Source organism: Peribacillus sp. P4_D6 (genome assembly GCF_056401795.1).
In genome coordinates this window covers 1-15,372 of the sequence record NZ_JBFUIQ010000093.1, presented here as the reverse complement: position 1 = coordinate 15,372, position 15,372 = coordinate 1, and the positions used below count along the sequence as shown (strand labels likewise).

The following is a 15,372-nucleotide window of genomic DNA, read 5'->3' as shown; positions in this document are numbered from 1 at the left end:
AAAACAAAGTTGAATGGAACGTAAGGTACGAGACTTCTACTGGGAAAAGTGTGTCCAGGGGAACCCCGAAGGCGAAAGCCGAGGGCAGACCGCCCGCGGAAAGCGAGTGCCTGGAGCGGAAATCAAGTCCGCCAATAACATTTCATATTTCGGGTTGTGACAATCCAAGCCACTTTTTTAGACAAAAGGTTTTCTATCTGAATTTCAAAACAMAKTTGAWTGGAACGTAAGGTACGAGACTCCTGCGGGAAAAGCGTGTCCAGGGGAGACCCAGCAGGCGAAGGCCGAGGGCAGACCGCCCGCGGAAAGCGAGTGCSTGAAGCGGAATCAAKTCCCCCAATAACATTTCATGGTTCGGGGTGTGACCAGTCCTAGCCACTTTTTTAGACAAAAGGTTTTCTATCTGAATTTCAAAACAAAGTTGAATGGAACGTAAGGTACGAGACTCCTGCGGGAAAAGCGTGTCCAGGGGAGATCCCGCAGGCGCAAGCCGAGGAGGCTCCCCGGAACGCCCACGGAAAGCGAGTGCCTGGAACGGAAATCAAGTCCCCGAATAACATTTCATGGTTCGGGGTGTGACCAGTCCAAGCCACTTTGTTAGACAAAAGAGTTTCTATCTAAATTTCAAAACAAAGTTGATTGGAACGTAAGGAACGAGACCCCGCAGGCGCAAGCCGAGGAGGCTCCCCGACCGCCCGCGGAAAGCGAGTGCCTGAAGTGGAAATCAACGTCCAAATTTTACAAGGGAGTGGGCGCGAGAGATTCCTTATCAAACGGAAAACGGTACGTTAAACAAACGAAGAATGATGAGCAGGACGTACGGCTTGTATCTCTTTCTTCTTACCTTTAAAATAGGGACAGAAGCAAACAGGAGGAATTAATAAGTGAAGTCTACCCCAGTTGAACAATTATTTTATGAATTTGATGAAACAGCTCAAATATTGCAAAGTGAACTATCATGTACGTATCTGGATGCCTTGGGCGAAACGGGCGAGAATTTCTTCCAAGGGAAAGTCCTGCAGGATGAAATCAGTGAAGTATCGAAGAAAAGGTTAGCGAAGCATTATGCAGATTTTTCACCAGAGAAATATGAGAAGGAAGCAATCCGTAAAGCGTATCAGCTTGCCATTTTAAAAGGCATGCAGCAGAGCGTTCAGCCGAATCATCATATGACTCCTGATGCAGTCGGCATGTTCGTCAGCTATTTAGTCGGTAAATTCACCAAGGACCAAAAAGAGATAGTCATGCTCGATCCAGCCATTGGGACGGGGAACTTACTATTTGCGATCATGAATCAGCTTACTGATAAGAACATCGCTTCATATGGTGTCGAGATTGATGAAACCTTGATCAGGCTTGCTTATGCTGGTGCCAACCTGCAAGAACATCCACTGGAATTTTTCAATCAGGACAGCTTGGAGCCACTTTTCATCGATCCTTCAGATGTTGTGGTCAGTGATTTGCCGATTGGTTATTACCCGAATGATGTGCGTGCAGCTGAATATGAATTGAAGGCCGACAAGGGACATTCGTATGCACATCATTTGTTTATTGAACAAGGTGTTAAACACGCGAAGGATGGCGGACACCTATTCTTCATTGTCCCGAATAACCTGTTCGTCTCGGAGGAAGCTCCGAAACTCAATGATTTCCTGAAGAAGCATACACATATCCAAGGGATGGTGCAACTGCCGCTTTCCATGTTCAAGAATGAATCGGCTGCCAAAAGCATCCTGATCCTTCAAAAGAAAAAAGAGGGGATCGAAGCTCCGAAGAAGGCATTGCTTGTACAGCTTCCGAAGTTGTCGGATTTCGAAGCGACAAGATCTGTCATGCAACAGATGGATGATTGGTTTAAAGAGGAAAAATAATCAATGAAAGCTGATGCCGCAGGCATTGGCTTTCATTTTTTTTTGGAAAAGTGATGATTGGCAATTTTCATTATTATTTGGTTGGAATCGCATGCCATGATAAGATTGTACTATACACTGCACGTTTCATTGAGATGAATATGGAAGAACTAACTTAGAGTAAAGGAGCAGGATCGATGTCAAAAGTCATGGCTATTAATGCGGGCAGCTCTTCATTGAAGTTTCAGCTTTTTGAGATGCCTAGTGAAAAAGTAATTACAAAAGGTATTGTAGAAAGAATCGGCTTGAAAAATTCCGCATTCACTTTAAGCGTCGAAGGCGAAAATGTTTCTGAAACGGTGGATATACCCAATCATGAAGTGGCTGTAGGGCTTTTATTGAAAAAGCTCATTGACCATCGCATCATTGACTCCTTTGAAGAGATAGATGGCGTAGGGCATCGGGTGGTGCATGGCGGCGAGGTATTCAGTGACTCGGTCTTGATCACGGAGGATGTAATAGAGGAAATCGAAAAGCTTTCCGAGTTGGCGCCCCTTCATAATCCAGCCAATATCACCGGAATCCAAGCCTTCAGGCGAATACTTGATGATGTGCCAGCGGTTGCGGTATTCGATACGGCCTTCCATCAAACGATGGCAGCAGGTTCCTATTTGTACAGCTTACCTCTTGAATATTATGAAAAGTACGGAATTAGGAAGTATGGGTTTCATGGTACTTCACATAAATATGTATCGCAGCGTGCTGCCGAAATGATTGGCCGCCCAATTGAACAGCTTCGATTGATATCCTGCCATTTAGGGAATGGTGCAAGCATTACGGCCATAAAGGGAGGCAAATCGATTGATACATCAATGGGGTTTACTCCCTTGGCCGGTGTTACCATGGGAACGCGGTCAGGGAACATCGACCCTGCACTGATTCCTTATATCATGGAGAAGACGGGAAAAACTGCAGATGAAGTGCTGGATGTCCTGAATAAGGAAAGCGGCATGCTAGCCCTTTCCGGATTTTCCAGCGACCTGCGCGATATTCAAGTTGAAGCGGATAAAGGAAATGAGCGGGCTGAACTCGCACTTAAAGTATTTGCAGATCGGATTCACAAGTACATTGGCTCCTATTCAGCTAAAATGGGAGGTGTGGACGGCATCATTTTTACAGCGGGCATCGGTGAAAACAGTCAAACAATTAGAGGGCGTATCTTGGAGGGACTTGAGTTCATGGGGGTATATTGGGATAAGGATCTCAATCGCACCAAGGGCAAGGCAGCGTTCATCAATACACCTTATTCACCTGTCAAAGTCATGGTCATCCCAACCAATGAAGAAATCATGATTGTCAGGGATACCGTGAAAATAGCTTTGAAAGAAACTTGGAAAGCATGACTTCCTGTTTTTTATAATGGTCTCCTTATCTCTTTGGTAAGGGGGTCTTTCCAGTGAATGAAGTTTATCAATTTTCATCAGCGGAATTCGACTTCTTGTTGATATTATATATTGGCAATCCATATCCTTGAACGCCGGATCGCCCTCATCCATTCTGAGAAATGCTTCTTTCTATGGTATACTTAAGGGAGAATCCACCAATTCTGTACATAGGAGGCTTGATGCATGGAATTCACGAACCGGGAAATGAAAGTTTGGAATGAAATTAGTGAATGGCAGGAAAAACTCTATCAATATGAGCCAACAGATCTTGCTGCATTGTATGATAAATGGTTGGAGCAGGGGTTTGCCCTGCTACCGGAAAACGTCCAACAACAGTTTTTTGAAAAGCTTGATACTTGGCTTTTTCATTTGCATGCCATGGTTCAGAGCTCACAAGTTCAAATAGATGCAAGAGAGCGGATTTTAGCATCTGCGCGCGTGTTTAATGAAGAAATCGAAACGTTGAGTGATTTGAATCACTTATCGATCGACCAGTTGAATTACATAGCCAATCAGCATATCGCTAAGCATCGCTTATATTCTTTTGCACAAGGCGGGATGAGCGGATCAGGAGGCCTGCTTTTGCTGGGGAGCGATATTCCGGCCATGACCGTCATCAATGTCAGGATCGTACAGCTGATTGCGATGTCTTATGGTGTCGAGGTGAATACACCGTTTGAAATGATGCTGGCCCTTAAGGTATTCAATGCAGGAGCGATGCCAAAGAGGCTCCAAGGAATAGCCTGGGAAGAATTGATCCGTGAGGTACAGACAGCAGAAGATGACTATTTTTATTTAGGAATCGAAGAATTGACAAACCCTACATGGATGGAACAGCCGCTCAAGCAGCTGTTGAAAGCATTTTCCATTGCCGTTTTCCGCAAAAAACTGGTTCGGGGCATACCGTTCATCAGCATGGCCATCGGGGCTGGATCCAATTATCAAATGACCCGGAATGTCAGTGAATTTGCCCAGAAGTTCTATCAATATCGTTATTTACTGGAAAAGAAGGCTGATGGAGAATGAGTGTCAAGAATCATAAAAAAGCCGTCACGGAGGCAGTTCGCTGCATGGTGATAACCGTCAGCGATACGCGCGATGAAGAAAAGGATAAAAGCGGGGCACTGATGAAGGAATTATTGAAATCGAGTGGTCATGAAGTGACGGAATATGTAATCGTTAAGGATGAGCGGAAGGCGATTCAGGATGCGGTCACTTCTGGCAGTCAAAGCGGCATGGTTGATGTCATATTAACAAATGGGGGCACTGGCATCGCCAAAAGGGATGTAACGATCGAGGCGGTCAAAGAATTGATGACCAAGGAAATACCCGGTTTTGGCGAGATTTTCCGTATGCTCAGCTATCAAGAGGATATCGGGGCGGCTGCCATTCTATCCAGGGCAATTGCCGGAGTCGTGAACAACAAAGCGGTTTTTTCCACCCCAGGTTCATCAGGGGCGGTTCGGCTTGCAATGAATAAATTGATACTTCCGGAATTGGGACATGTCGTCGGTGAACTTCGCAAGGATTTATAAGAGGGATGCAAAAAAAGCCACAGTTTTAAACTGTGGCTTTTTTTGCATGGAATAGGCCTTAATTATGCATCTTTTCCGTCACGGCTTGATTGGCACGATACCAAAGCCATAAATCATTGATGATGGAAGCAAGTTCCGCAATTTCAGAATTGAGCTGGCATGATTTGGCGAAATTACTCTCATCGGAGAGCTGAAACTGCTTTCGGTTTATCGTGGATTCCAGTTCCTTGATGCGGTCCGGGATGCTTCCCCTGATATTCTCCCAATGTACGAGTATTTGCTGCTGCTCGCCTTTTGTATATTCATCCCACTCCAGATTCAAATCAGGAATGGAGATGCCGAGCCTTTCATCATAGATAAATAGTTCTCTCATATGCCCTCCGCTTTTCGATTTATCATACTCCTAGTTTACTATATTCTCGCGGAAGCATCCAATGTGTAAATTCCCTGAAAATAATAGGGGATTATTTAGCGAAATCTTTAAAATACCCCTTGTATTTCATTAATAAAGATGATAAAGTACTAATCATAGAATGAATAAAAATAACAAACGATGAATTTTTATTCACACGAAAGGACGATGGAAATGGAAAATCAAAAAGTTGTTTTAGCATATTCCGGAGGTTTGGATACTTCCGTTGCAATTAAATGGTTACAAGATCAAGGGTACGAAGTTGTGGCATGCTGCTTGGATGTCGGAGAAGGAAAAGATTTGGATTTCATTAAGGAAAAAGCGATCACTGTTGGTGCGGTAAGTTCCTATGTCATTGATGCGAAGGACGAATTCGCTGATGAATTCGCATTGACGGCTCTTCAGGCACATACTTTGTATGAAGGGAAATATCCATTGGTATCAGCTTTATCACGTCCGCTGATCGCGAAGAAATTAGTGGAGGTGGCTGAAGCGGAAAACGCGGTTGCCGTTGCGCACGGTTGTACGGGAAAAGGAAATGACCAAGTGCGTTTCGAAGTATCAATCTCCGCATTGAACCCTAATTTGCAAGTTCTTGCACCTGTTCGTGACTGGAAATGGTCTCGTGAAGAGGAGATTGAATATGCAGCGAAAAATGGCATTCCCGTTCCGATTGGCATGGCGAGCCCGTTCTCGATTGACCAAAACCTTTGGGGAAGAAGTAACGAATGCGGAATCCTGGAAGATCCTTGGGCAGCTCCGCCGGAAGAGGCCTATGATTTGACTACAAGCCTTGAATGTACGCCAGATACTGCCGATATCATTGAAATTGGTTTTGAACAAGGTGTGCCGGTTACATTGAATGATAAAAACTATAAATTGGCTGACCTGATCGTCGAGTTGAATCAAATTGCCGGCAAACACGGAGTTGGACGTATCGATCACGTTGAAAATAGATTAGTAGGGATCAAATCACGTGAAGTCTATGAAGCTCCTGGTGCGATGACATTGATAGCTGCACACAAAGAACTTGAAGATATCACGCTTGTTAAAGAACTGGCTCACTTCAAACCGGTGATCGAGAAGAAAATGACTGAATTGATTTATGAGGGACTTTGGTTCTCTCCGCTTCAAAAAGCTTTGGCTGCATTCCTGAAAGAAACACAAGTGAATGTTACGGGTACGGTACGTGTGAAACTATTCAAAGGTCATGCGATTGTTGAAGGAAGAAAATCCGAGTACTCCCTATATGACGAAAAATTGGCTACCTATACAAAAGCGGACGAATTCGATCATGATGCAGCAGTTGGATTCATTAAGCTATGGGGACTTCCAACGAAAGTGAACAGCATGGTCAATAGCAAGAAGGTGACCGTGTGAGCAGCAAGCTTTGGGGAGGAAGATTTACGAAATCTGCCGAAGAATGGGTAGATGAGTTCGGAGCTTCCATTTCCTTTGACCAGGAACTTGTCCTTGAAGATATTCAAGGCAGTTTAGCTCATGTAACCATGTTAAAGCAATGCAGCATTTTACCTGAAGAAGATGCGGATCAGATCATTGCGGGTCTGAAAAGTTTACAGGAAAAAGCTGAGAAGGGTGAATTGACTTTTAAGGTTGAGATGGAAGATATCCACCTCAACCTGGAAAGTATGCTAATAAGCGAAATCGGTCCAGTTGGCGGAAAGCTTCATACAGGAAGAAGCCGTAATGACCAAGTTGCAACCGACCTTCATTTGTATATGCGGAACCAAACGAAAGTGATTCTGGAACTCATCAATGATTTGCAAATAGCGATTTTGGGACAATCCAAGAAAAATGTGGAAACACTGATTCCAGGTTATACACATTTACAGCGTGCACAGCCCATTTCGTTTGCCCACCATTTAATGGCCTATTTTTGGATGCTTGAGCGTGACAAGCAGCGCTTCACCGAGAGTTTCAAAAGAATCAATATTTCTCCATTGGGTGCTGGGGCATTAGCTGGGACGACTTTCCCGATTGACCGTGCCCTCAGTGCGGAGCTATTGGGGTTTGAGGGAATATACGAAAACAGCCTTGATGCGGTAAGTGATCGTGATTTTGCCATTGAATTCATGAGCAACAGCGCGACAATGATGATGCATTTATCCCGTTTCAGCGAAGAAATCATTCTCTGGTCAAGCCAGGAATTCCAATTCATTGAATTGGATGATGCGTTTTCCACTGGAAGCAGCATCATGCCCCAAAAGAAAAACCCTGATATGGCGGAATTGATCCGTGGTAAAACAGGACGGGTTTATGGGAACCTAACCGGGTTATTGACTGTTTTGAAAGGACTGCCGCTTGCTTATAACAAAGATATGCAAGAAGATAAAGAAGGCGTTTTTGATACGGTTAAGACCATTGTTGGTTCACTTAAAATATTTGCCGGCATGATTTCAACGATGAAAGTGAAAACGGACGAAATGGAAAAAGCAACAAAAAATGACTTCTCGAATGCGACGGAATTAGCTGATTACCTGGCTTCAAAGGGAATGCCTTTCCGTGAGGCGCACGAAGTGGTCGGGAAGCTTGTATTGTTCTGTGTCCAGAATGGCTGCTATTTAGTCGACCTGAGCATTGAACAATTCCAGGAAGCTTCCGAGTTGTTTGATCAGGATATTTATGATGCATTAAATCCTTATGAGGCAGTTAAACGCCGTAACAGTGCGGGCGGTACAGGTTTTGCCCAAGTCCTGCTGGCGATTGAAAAAGCGGAAAAACTGGTAAGTGAATAACAGGAAAAAGCTCGTTCACCAATTTGGCGAACGAGCTTTTTATCATTTTCTCTTATTGATTCGTACGCACGACCATTACATCACAGTTTGAATGGCGAACGATGCCTTCCGACACGCTGCCGATAAGGAAACGTTCGACTGCATTAAGGCCTGTTGCACCGCAGACAATTAAATCGATCGAATGCTTTTTAGCTAAATCCCTTGGAATTTGAACTTTAGGAGAACCATAGGCAACTTCTGTTTGGACCTTTGTAATCCCGGAGGCAATGGCTTCCGTTTTATACTTGTCCAATAGCTCATTGGCAAAGGTTTCAGAGTGATCACGGATAGTCATATCATAAGCTTCGACAGTAGGGAAATTCCTTGTATCCACGATGTGTGTGAGCACAAGGGTAGCGTCACTGAGTTTTGCTAAGTAGATGGCCTTTTTTAAGGCCCACTCTGCTTCTTCCGAGCCGTCCACTGCTACAAGAATATTTTTATAATCTATACTATTCAAGTGAATCTCCTCCTTCTATTTCATTCCTATTATACAATGATTTACCTTATGGATCTGATTTCAATTGTAACAAATTAGCGAATGTTTATGCCAATAATCTGGAAATTATATGATTCCAACCTTTTTATGATGTGATGAATCATTGCATGACGAATATCTATTCTTTTTAGCTTATTTGTTTATTTATGGTAACCTCTAATGTGAGAGGGGAGTTTTTTTCTTTGAGTGTTTCAAAAATAGTAAACTATGCATTATATTTATACGTGCTTTTGTATGCTTTGATCTATTGCATTTTTATTTCTTACATCAATTTTGTACATGCTACGATCAGTTTAATGAGTATATCAGCACTGCTGCTTCCATTTATTCTATTACTATTTTTTCAAAGGATTTCATGGAAATATACCAATAAGCATAATAAAAGGAAACCCAAAATTAGATTTATAGTCATATCAAGCCTTGGCTTTGCCCTTCTGGTTTTTTGTGTGGTTATGTTAGGGGTAAATGAATCTGAATCAAGGTTCACCACTGAAAGATGGTTAAATGATGTTGGAGGGAGAGTCTACCTGGTAGATGACTTAATCAATGAACATGAATTGATAGGCATGACAAAAGATGAAGTGTTCACGCTTTTAGGGTCTCCAACAGAAACGGAATACTTTAAAGAGGAAGATAATGTTGTTTATTATCTCGGTGACGAGAGGGGAATCATAAGAATAGATAGTGAATGGCTGGTCATTTGGTTTGACGGCAGTGATAAAGCAATGAAGTATGAACTGCGGACCGATTAGTTGATATGTTGAATAAATACCCCCGTCTTAAATGAAGGCGGGGGTATTCGGATTTCGTTATATTAAATGGTTCATGCATTATCACTTTATGATTTGCAGGCTCTTCGGGAATTTGGTCAAAACCTCACAGCCGGCATCGGTGATCAATAGATCATCTTCAACCCTGACACCTGCAACATTTGGAACATATATGCCAGGTTCGATGGTATAAACCATTCCGGATTGAAGTTCGAGTGAATTCGTTTCAGTCAAGGATGGATACTCATGGACACTGATCCCAAGTCCGTGGCCGAGCCTGTGCGGGAAGAATTCACCGTATCCTTTATCCCTGATGATGTTTCTGGCCGTCAAGTCTATCTCGGAACAGGATACACCAGGTTTACTGGCTGCAACGGCAGCTTCTTGTGCTCTACGTACAGTTTCATATATTTCTGCCTGTTTATCATTGATATCTCCGTAAGCAACCGTTCTAGTAATGTCAGAGCAGTACCCTTCATGAACGACGCCAAGGTCAAAGAGGACAAGGTCGCCGCGCTGAACCTTCGTATTCCCAGGTGTGCCATGCGGGGAAGCGCCATTTTTACCAGTCAGGACCATGGTGGAGAAAGACATTTGGCTCACTCCAGCCTTTTTCAATTCGTATTCAATCGCTGCAAGGATTTCCATTTCCGTTTTACCTTCATGAATTTCGCTGACACCCACTTCAATCGCAAAGTCGGCAAGGCGGCATGCTTCACGGATTTTGACCATTTCATCTTCCGATTTGATCATTCGCATCTTTTGAAGTTTTTCTTCTGCGGAAACAAGCTTCGGTGCTCCGAAGTGTTGTTGGACCTTTTCATAACGTTCCACATTCATATGCTCTTTTTCAATGGCCATTGTATGAATGGTTAAACCGCGATCCTTGACTGCCTGTTTAACTTTTTCCCAAGGGTTTTCAATGTCGGTGTAACCGATGACATCTCCATCCCATCCAGCTTGTTTAGCATCCGGAACTTCCATCTGCGGGCAGACAAGGAAAGGTTCGGCATTTGCAAAAATGGCAAGTGCCAGCAGTCTTTCATGAGGATCACTAAAAAACCCGCTCAAATAGAAGATGCTCTCTGTAGATGTAAGTAAAGCGGCTTCAGCCTCATTCGCCTGTAGCCAAGTTTGTAGTTCTTTCAAACGTTCATTCATGACGGTACCTCCATTAATAAGATATAATTACCTTAGCAATATTTAAAAGTATAGTAAATGGGAAAGGCCTAAGAAAGCTACATAAAAAAATTGTTGGTATGGGAAGGGAGCATCAAAAATGAAAGTATCTTTTCATGGACATGCAGTTGTAAAAGTCGAAACGAATGGTAAAACGATTTTAATCGATCCATTCATTACTGGAAACGAATTGACCGATTTGAAGGTGGAAGATGTGAAACCGGATGTGATCATCTTAACACATGGCCATAATGACCACGTCGGTGATACGGTTGAATTGGCCAAAAGGCATGATGCGCTTGTAATCGGCATTGCAGAGATTGCCGATTACCTGGGTGATCAAGGGGTCAGGACCCACGGGATGAGCATCGGCGGAGCTTTCGAGTTCGACTTTGGAAAAGTGAAACTGACGCCAGCTTTCCATGGAACGGGATTCAATAATGGAGAGGGGCAAATCATTTATTTAGGAATGCCTGCTGGAATATTGCTTACGATAGAAGGGAAAACGATCTATCATGCAGGGGATACAGCGGTATTTTCCGATATGAAACTGATCGGGGAACGACATCCGATTGACTTGGCATTCTTGCCTATCGGCGACAATTACACCATGGGCCCGGAAGATGCAGCACTTGCAGCGAAATTCCTTCAAGCCAAACAAGTCGTGCCGATTCATTACAATACTTTCCCTGTCATCAAACAGGATCCTGAAAAATTCCTCGACCTGCTTGAAGAGGAAAATGGACTGATCATGGAAGCCGGGGATGAAATAGACTTTTAAAAGGAGCGGGAGCCTGCAGGGGCTTCCGTCAGACTATAGATAGGCTCGATGATAATGGAGTGTGTCGACAGTTTTTTTAGGTTTGTAAAATTTGACCGTTTCTTTCCACTGCAGGCACTCGCTTTCCGCGGGCGGTCCGGGAGCCTCCTTGGCGCTTATGCGCCTGCGGGGTCTCCCTTGGACCCGCATTCCCGCAGGAGTCTCGCACACCCGCTCCAATCAACTCTGCATTAAAACTAAGAGAGAAACCCAATTGCCCTCAGTTTTGGAAGGTTTGTAAGTTGACTTTTTCTTTCTCCATTCAGACTTAACAATTTATATCCGCCTTTACTAAAGACTTTTTGTTTTTTATTAGAAAAGGAGTACTTTAGGAAAATAAGTCAAGTTCATTATTTTACATATACACTTCCGTATATCTCATTATCGAGATAGCGTCCAGTTTCCAAAATCTAATGCATGGGTAAGTCGTGGTTGTTGGTGCGTTTGTCTGCACCGCTGTGGACCAAGTGATGATTGGTGTTTTACCAATACTACTGCTTCCTGTTTTTCTTGCAAACTACCTCGTACAGTGAGTTTCTYTTCTAAACTTCATTTTTATTTCTGATACTTCTTTATTATCTGTCTGTTTAGAATCATTTTCCTCTCCATTGACTGCCACTTTAGTACCTGCTTCGGAACATCCATCTATAGTTAGGGCGCTCAAAGCAACTATTATTGAATTGATATGTTTAACAAAACTCCTCCTGATGTATATCGAGTAAATTCACTCCTCTTTTATGAAAAAAGAATCCATACAAAGTGAATCTATCTGAAAGTAAACTCTCGCTCAGCAGCCAAGTCTTTTTTCCTTTCGCAGGCATAAAATGAATAGATGAAAAAAAAGGGGGGATTGGATGAAACAGAGGTTATTACTGTGTTTGCTTTTATGCGGTGTGATGCTGTATTATGCCGTGCCGCGCTTGTCGTTGGAAAGTGGCGGTCTGGAGGGTCTGTTTGCCGGCTCCTGGCTGTTGTTTGCATTGTTGGCGGTAGCTGGAAACTTGACGGGCATACTATATTCTCCTAAGAAACAAAAGGTAAAGCGCCAGCCGGAATACAAAAGGTTGCGCCAATACTAGTAGTTGTTTGATAAACTGGGCTCTTTGACCTTATAATGGGTAATAGGAATACCGTGAAAAGGGTGAAGCGCTTGGCTACAAAGCATGAACAAATATTGAAACATATCGATGGGCTCCCTGTTGGCGAGAAGATTTCCGTCCGTCAAATTGCGAAAGCATTGAATGTTAGTGAAGGTACGGCATACCGGGCAATTAAAGAGGCGGAGAACCAGGGCTACGTGAGCTCGATTGAGCGGGTAGGCACGATCCGCATTGAGAAAAAGAAAAAAGAGAATATTGAAAAGCTCACTTTTGCAGAGGTAGTCAATATTGTTGACGGACAAGTTCTTGGAGGTAAAACGGGACTTCATAAGACATTAAATAAATTCGTCATCGGGGCGATGAAGCTGGATGCCATGATGAGATATACAGGGGCAGGAAACCTGCTGATCGTCGGGAACCGTACACAGGCCCATGAGCACGCGTTAAAAGCGGGTGCAGCGGTGCTGATCACTGGGGGGTTCGATACTGAAGAGCCTGTTAAAAGGTTAGCCGATGAATTGGAGATGCCTGTCATCTCAACGAGTTACGATACGTTTACCGTCGCAACGATGATCAATCGGGCGATTTATGACCAATTGATCAAAAAGGAAATCTTGCTGGTGGAGGATATTTTGACACCCGTACAGGAAACGACCTTTTTGACCGTGGGTGACCGGGTTCAGACCTGGCATGAACTGAATCAGGAATCGGGGCATAGCCGTTTCCCTGTTGTCGATGACAATATGAAGGTTCAAGGAATGGTCACATCAAAAGATATCATCGGACAGGAAGAGATGACGCTCATCGATAAGGTGATGACGAAAAACCCGATGACCGTAGGCGATAAAATGAGTGTGGCATCTTCTGCACATATGATGGTTTGGGAAGGGATCGAGTTAATCCCGGTCGTGAATGACAGTCATATCCTAAAGGGTATCGTGAGCAGGCAGGATGTGCTGAAGGCATTGCAAATGAGTCAAAGGCAGCCCCAGGTCGGCGAAACGATCGACGATACGATCACCAGCCAGCTTGTGATGACTTCGAATCGCGGCAAGGGCGAGGAAGTGTATAACTATGGAGTCACCCCGCAGATGACCAATTACCTTGGTACCATTTCAAGCGGTGTGTTCACGACATTGGTCACCGACTCGGCAAATCGAGCACTTAGAAGCTATAAGCGCGGTGACTTGGTCGTGGAAAACATGACGATCTACTTCATCAAGCCAGTCCAGATCGACAGTACGCTTGAAATCCATCCGCGTGTCCTTGATGTAGGACGTAAATTCGGAAAAGTCGATGTCGAGGTGTTTAACCAAGGCAAGCTTGTCGGCAAGGCGATGTTGACTTGTCAATTGCTGGACCGATCATGAAAAATAAAAAGGATAATCGAAATTCGATTATCCTTTTTGATTTGCAGCTTCTTCGATTGCATGCGGCAAATAAAATTTATACATTTTATAGCCACCCCAAATACTGAATAAGCCAACGAAGATGAAAACGGCGGCAATGATATAAGTGATGGTCGTGTGGAATAGAAAAAGCTGATTGATTCCGAATAGTGCGACAAACGCACCGAGGGCAATGGAAGACTTCCCTGAAATCCACTTTTTCTCCATCGGCATTCTGGTTCGGACCGATTTGATTTTATAAAACAGATAGACCCCTAGTGAAAGAACGATCAAGGTGACAAGAATAGGCATCGTTTGAAATTCCCCCAATTTAACATATGTACCTTTTTATTGTAGCGGGAAATGAAAGAGAATGCCACAGTAAACAAGATGAGACTTCCTATTTCCGCAATTTTTTGATTAAATGAAATATATCATCTTTATAAGGCTCGATAATACATATGTTAAGGGGAGATCAATATGAAAGCTGAAATATTAGCAGATATAAAGCGTTATGATACTATCATTCTCCATCGTCATGTCCGTCCAGATCCGGACGCTTATGGTTCACAGGGGGGATTGGCGGAAATCCTGAAAGCATCTTTCCCCGAAAAGCGAATTTATACGGTCGGAAAAGAGGAACCGTCATTGAATTATTTAAGAAGGCTCGATGTGATTTCGGATGAAACATATCAAGGTGCCTTGGTCATCGTTTGTGATACCGCAAATACGGACCGGATTTGTGATGCACGTTACACGACGGGGGATAAACTGATTAAAATCGATCATCATCCTAATGAAGATCCATATGGGGATATGCGTTGGGTCGATACATCGGCAAGTTCCACAAGTGAAATGATTTACGAGTTTTACCAGTTCGGTAAAGAGCAGGGCTTGAAGATGAGTGATGAAGCGGCACGCCTTCTATATGCAGGCATTGTTGGCGATACAGGTCGTTTCCTATTCCAAAGCACGACTGAAAAGACATTTGCCTATGCCAGTGAATTGATTCACTATTCGTTCTCCCGCCCGCAGTTATATCAGGAGATGTATGACGTCGAGGAAAGCATAGTCCGGTTGAATGGATATGTGCTGCAGCATTTTGAAATCCTTCCATATGGAACGGGGAAAATGRTCATCACGAAAGATATACTTGAAAAATTCAATGCTTCCACATCTGAGGCATCGCAGCTCGTTTCCTCGCTAGGTTCGATTAAAAATGTTAAGTCATGGGTCTTTTTCATTGAARAGGATCAAGAAATCAGGGTTCGTTTCCGTTCTAAAGGACCGGTCATCAATACGATTGCCCGTAAATATAACGGCGGAGGCCACCCGTTTGCAGCAGGGGCTTCGATCTATTCTTGGGATGAAGTGGATAATATCCTTGCCGACATGGAAGAGTTGAATAAAGCGGAATGATAAAATTTAAAGGCTCTTTWCGTAAAGATTGTTGTTTTTAAACGAAACTATTTAAGGTTGATTGGAGCGGAAGTGCGAGACTCCTGCGGGAGCAGCGGGACAGGTGAGACCCCACAGGCGTTTACGCCGAGGAGGCTCACCGCCCGCCCCGCGGAAAGCG

15 protein-coding genes are annotated in these 15,372 nt (G+C 43.7%); 11 read left to right on the top strand and 4 right to left on the bottom strand.

Translation table 11 applies throughout. The features are described from left to right. The first annotated feature begins 884 nt into the window (after nucleotides 1-884). The 4 genes from AC1DVB_RS20255 (at nucleotide 885) to AC1DVB_RS20240 (ending at nucleotide 4,830) form a co-directional block, all read left to right on the top strand. Complete coding sequence (locus tag AC1DVB_RS20255) at nucleotides 885-1,871, top strand: class I SAM-dependent methyltransferase (RefSeq protein ID WP_034309170.1); 987 nt, start codon at nucleotides 885-887, stop codon at nucleotides 1,869-1,871. 176 nt (nucleotides 1,872-2,047) lie between these two features. Further along, nucleotides 2,048-3,253, top strand: coding sequence for an acetate kinase (locus AC1DVB_RS20250; protein ID WP_477590667.1), 1,206 nt, complete (start codon nucleotides 2,048-2,050; stop codon nucleotides 3,251-3,253). A 225-nt stretch (nucleotides 3,254-3,478) separates the two neighbouring features. Next, nucleotides 3,479-4,321 carry an EcsC family protein gene (locus AC1DVB_RS20245; protein WP_477590665.1) on the top strand — a complete coding sequence of 281 codons (843 nt, stop codon included), beginning with the start codon at nucleotides 3,479-3,481 and terminating at the stop codon, nucleotides 4,319-4,321. Beyond that, a complete protein-coding gene (locus AC1DVB_RS20240) occupies nucleotides 4,318-4,830 on the top strand; it encodes a MogA/MoaB family molybdenum cofactor biosynthesis protein (protein ID WP_477590663.1) in 513 nt (170 codons plus the stop codon). The genes AC1DVB_RS20245 and AC1DVB_RS20240 overlap by 4 nt, the downstream gene beginning before the upstream one ends. Nucleotides 4,831-4,888: 58 nt before the next feature. Here the strand turns inward: AC1DVB_RS20240 and AC1DVB_RS20235 are convergent, their stop codons facing one another. Continuing rightward, the gene (locus AC1DVB_RS20235) at nucleotides 4,889-5,203 is read right to left on the bottom strand and encodes a hypothetical protein (protein WP_063590452.1); all 315 of its coding nucleotides are present in this window, start codon (nucleotides 5,201-5,203) and stop codon (nucleotides 4,889-4,891) included. Between the two features lie 213 nt (nucleotides 5,204-5,416). On the opposite strand from AC1DVB_RS20235, the gene AC1DVB_RS20230 reads away from it, so the two are divergent. After that, the gene (locus tag AC1DVB_RS20230; protein WP_034309158.1) at nucleotides 5,417-6,622 is read left to right on the top strand and encodes an argininosuccinate synthase; all 1,206 of its coding nucleotides are present in this window, start codon (nucleotides 5,417-5,419) and stop codon (nucleotides 6,620-6,622) included. Next, on the top strand, nucleotides 6,619-7,998 hold the full coding sequence (gene argH / locus AC1DVB_RS20225) for an argininosuccinate lyase (RefSeq protein WP_454861574.1): 1,380 nt from the start codon (nucleotides 6,619-6,621) through the stop codon (nucleotides 7,996-7,998). Before AC1DVB_RS20230 ends, argH begins: the two co-directional genes overlap by 4 nt. Before the next feature lie 52 nt (nucleotides 7,999-8,050). Here the strand turns inward: argH and AC1DVB_RS20220 are convergent, their stop codons facing one another. Further along, the gene (locus tag AC1DVB_RS20220; RefSeq protein WP_034311454.1) at nucleotides 8,051-8,488 is read right to left on the bottom strand and encodes a universal stress protein; all 438 of its coding nucleotides are present in this window, start codon (nucleotides 8,486-8,488) and stop codon (nucleotides 8,051-8,053) included. A 230-nt stretch (nucleotides 8,489-8,718) separates the two neighbouring features. Here AC1DVB_RS20220 and AC1DVB_RS20215 point away from each other — a divergent pair, with 230 nt between their 5' ends. Continuing rightward, a complete protein-coding gene (locus AC1DVB_RS20215; RefSeq protein WP_230134757.1) occupies nucleotides 8,719-9,288 on the top strand; it encodes an outer membrane protein assembly factor BamE in 570 nt (189 codons plus the stop codon). An 81-nt stretch (nucleotides 9,289-9,369) separates the two neighbouring features. Here AC1DVB_RS20215 and AC1DVB_RS20210 read toward each other — a convergent pair whose 3' ends face one another. Beyond that, nucleotides 9,370-10,467, bottom strand: coding sequence for a M24 family metallopeptidase (locus tag AC1DVB_RS20210; RefSeq protein ID WP_477590660.1), 1,098 nt, complete (start codon nucleotides 10,465-10,467; stop codon nucleotides 9,370-9,372). A gap of 118 nt (nucleotides 10,468-10,585) precedes the next feature. Here AC1DVB_RS20210 and AC1DVB_RS20205 point away from each other — a divergent pair, with 118 nt between their 5' ends. The 3 genes from AC1DVB_RS20205 to AC1DVB_RS20195 all read left to right on the top strand — a co-directional run bounded on the left by AC1DVB_RS20205 (nucleotide 10,586) and on the right by AC1DVB_RS20195 (nucleotide 13,775). Then, nucleotides 10,586-11,266, top strand: a complete 681-nt coding sequence (locus tag AC1DVB_RS20205) for a metal-dependent hydrolase (protein WP_048681095.1) — start codon at nucleotides 10,586-10,588, stop codon at nucleotides 11,264-11,266. 893 nt (nucleotides 11,267-12,159) lie between these two features. Further along, entirely contained in the window at nucleotides 12,160-12,384 is a 225-nt protein-coding gene (locus AC1DVB_RS20200) for a hypothetical protein (protein WP_034309145.1), read from the top strand. Nucleotides 12,385-12,455: 71 nt separating this feature from the next. Continuing rightward, complete coding sequence (locus tag AC1DVB_RS20195; protein ID WP_034311452.1) at nucleotides 12,456-13,775, top strand: DRTGG domain-containing protein; 1,320 nt, start codon at nucleotides 12,456-12,458, stop codon at nucleotides 13,773-13,775. A 27-nt stretch (nucleotides 13,776-13,802) separates the two neighbouring features. Here AC1DVB_RS20195 and AC1DVB_RS20190 read toward each other — a convergent pair whose 3' ends face one another. Then, nucleotides 13,803-14,105, bottom strand: a complete 303-nt coding sequence (locus AC1DVB_RS20190) for a YtpI family protein (RefSeq protein WP_034309143.1) — start codon at nucleotides 14,103-14,105, stop codon at nucleotides 13,803-13,805. Between the two features lie 168 nt (nucleotides 14,106-14,273). Between AC1DVB_RS20190 and AC1DVB_RS20185 the strand changes: the two genes are divergently transcribed. Next, complete coding sequence (locus AC1DVB_RS20185; protein ID WP_477590658.1) at nucleotides 14,274-15,212, top strand: DHH family phosphoesterase; 939 nt, start codon at nucleotides 14,274-14,276, stop codon at nucleotides 15,210-15,212. Nucleotides 15,213-15,372 lie beyond the last annotated feature (160 nt).

Excerpts from the sequence above, each read along its gene's own strand:
- AC1DVB_RS20250 (WP_477590667.1), top strand. The coding sequence starts at position 2,048 with ATGTCAAAAGTCATGGCTATTAATGCGGGCAGCTCTTCATTGAAGTTT.
- AC1DVB_RS20245 (WP_477590665.1), top strand. The coding sequence starts at position 3,479 with ATGGAATTCACGAACCGGGAAATGAAAGTTTGGAATGAAATTAGTGAA.
- AC1DVB_RS20240 (WP_477590663.1), top strand. The coding sequence starts at position 4,318 with ATGAGTGTCAAGAATCATAAAAAAGCCGTCACGGAGGCAGTTCGCTGC.
- AC1DVB_RS20235 (WP_063590452.1), bottom strand. The coding sequence starts at position 5,203 with ATGAGAGAACTATTTATCTATGATGAAAGGCTCGGCATCTCCATTCCT.
- AC1DVB_RS20230 (WP_034309158.1), top strand. The coding sequence starts at position 5,417 with ATGGAAAATCAAAAAGTTGTTTTAGCATATTCCGGAGGTTTGGATACT.
- AC1DVB_RS20210 (WP_477590660.1), bottom strand. The coding sequence starts at position 10,467 with ATGAATGAACGTTTGAAAGAACTACAAACTTGGCTACAGGCGAATGAG.
- AC1DVB_RS20205 (WP_048681095.1), top strand. The coding sequence starts at position 10,586 with ATGAAAGTATCTTTTCATGGACATGCAGTTGTAAAAGTCGAAACGAAT.
- AC1DVB_RS20200 (WP_034309145.1), top strand. The coding sequence starts at position 12,160 with ATGAAACAGAGGTTATTACTGTGTTTGCTTTTATGCGGTGTGATGCTG.
- AC1DVB_RS20190 (WP_034309143.1), bottom strand. The coding sequence starts at position 14,105 with ATGCCTATTCTTGTCACCTTGATCGTTCTTTCACTAGGGGTCTATCTG.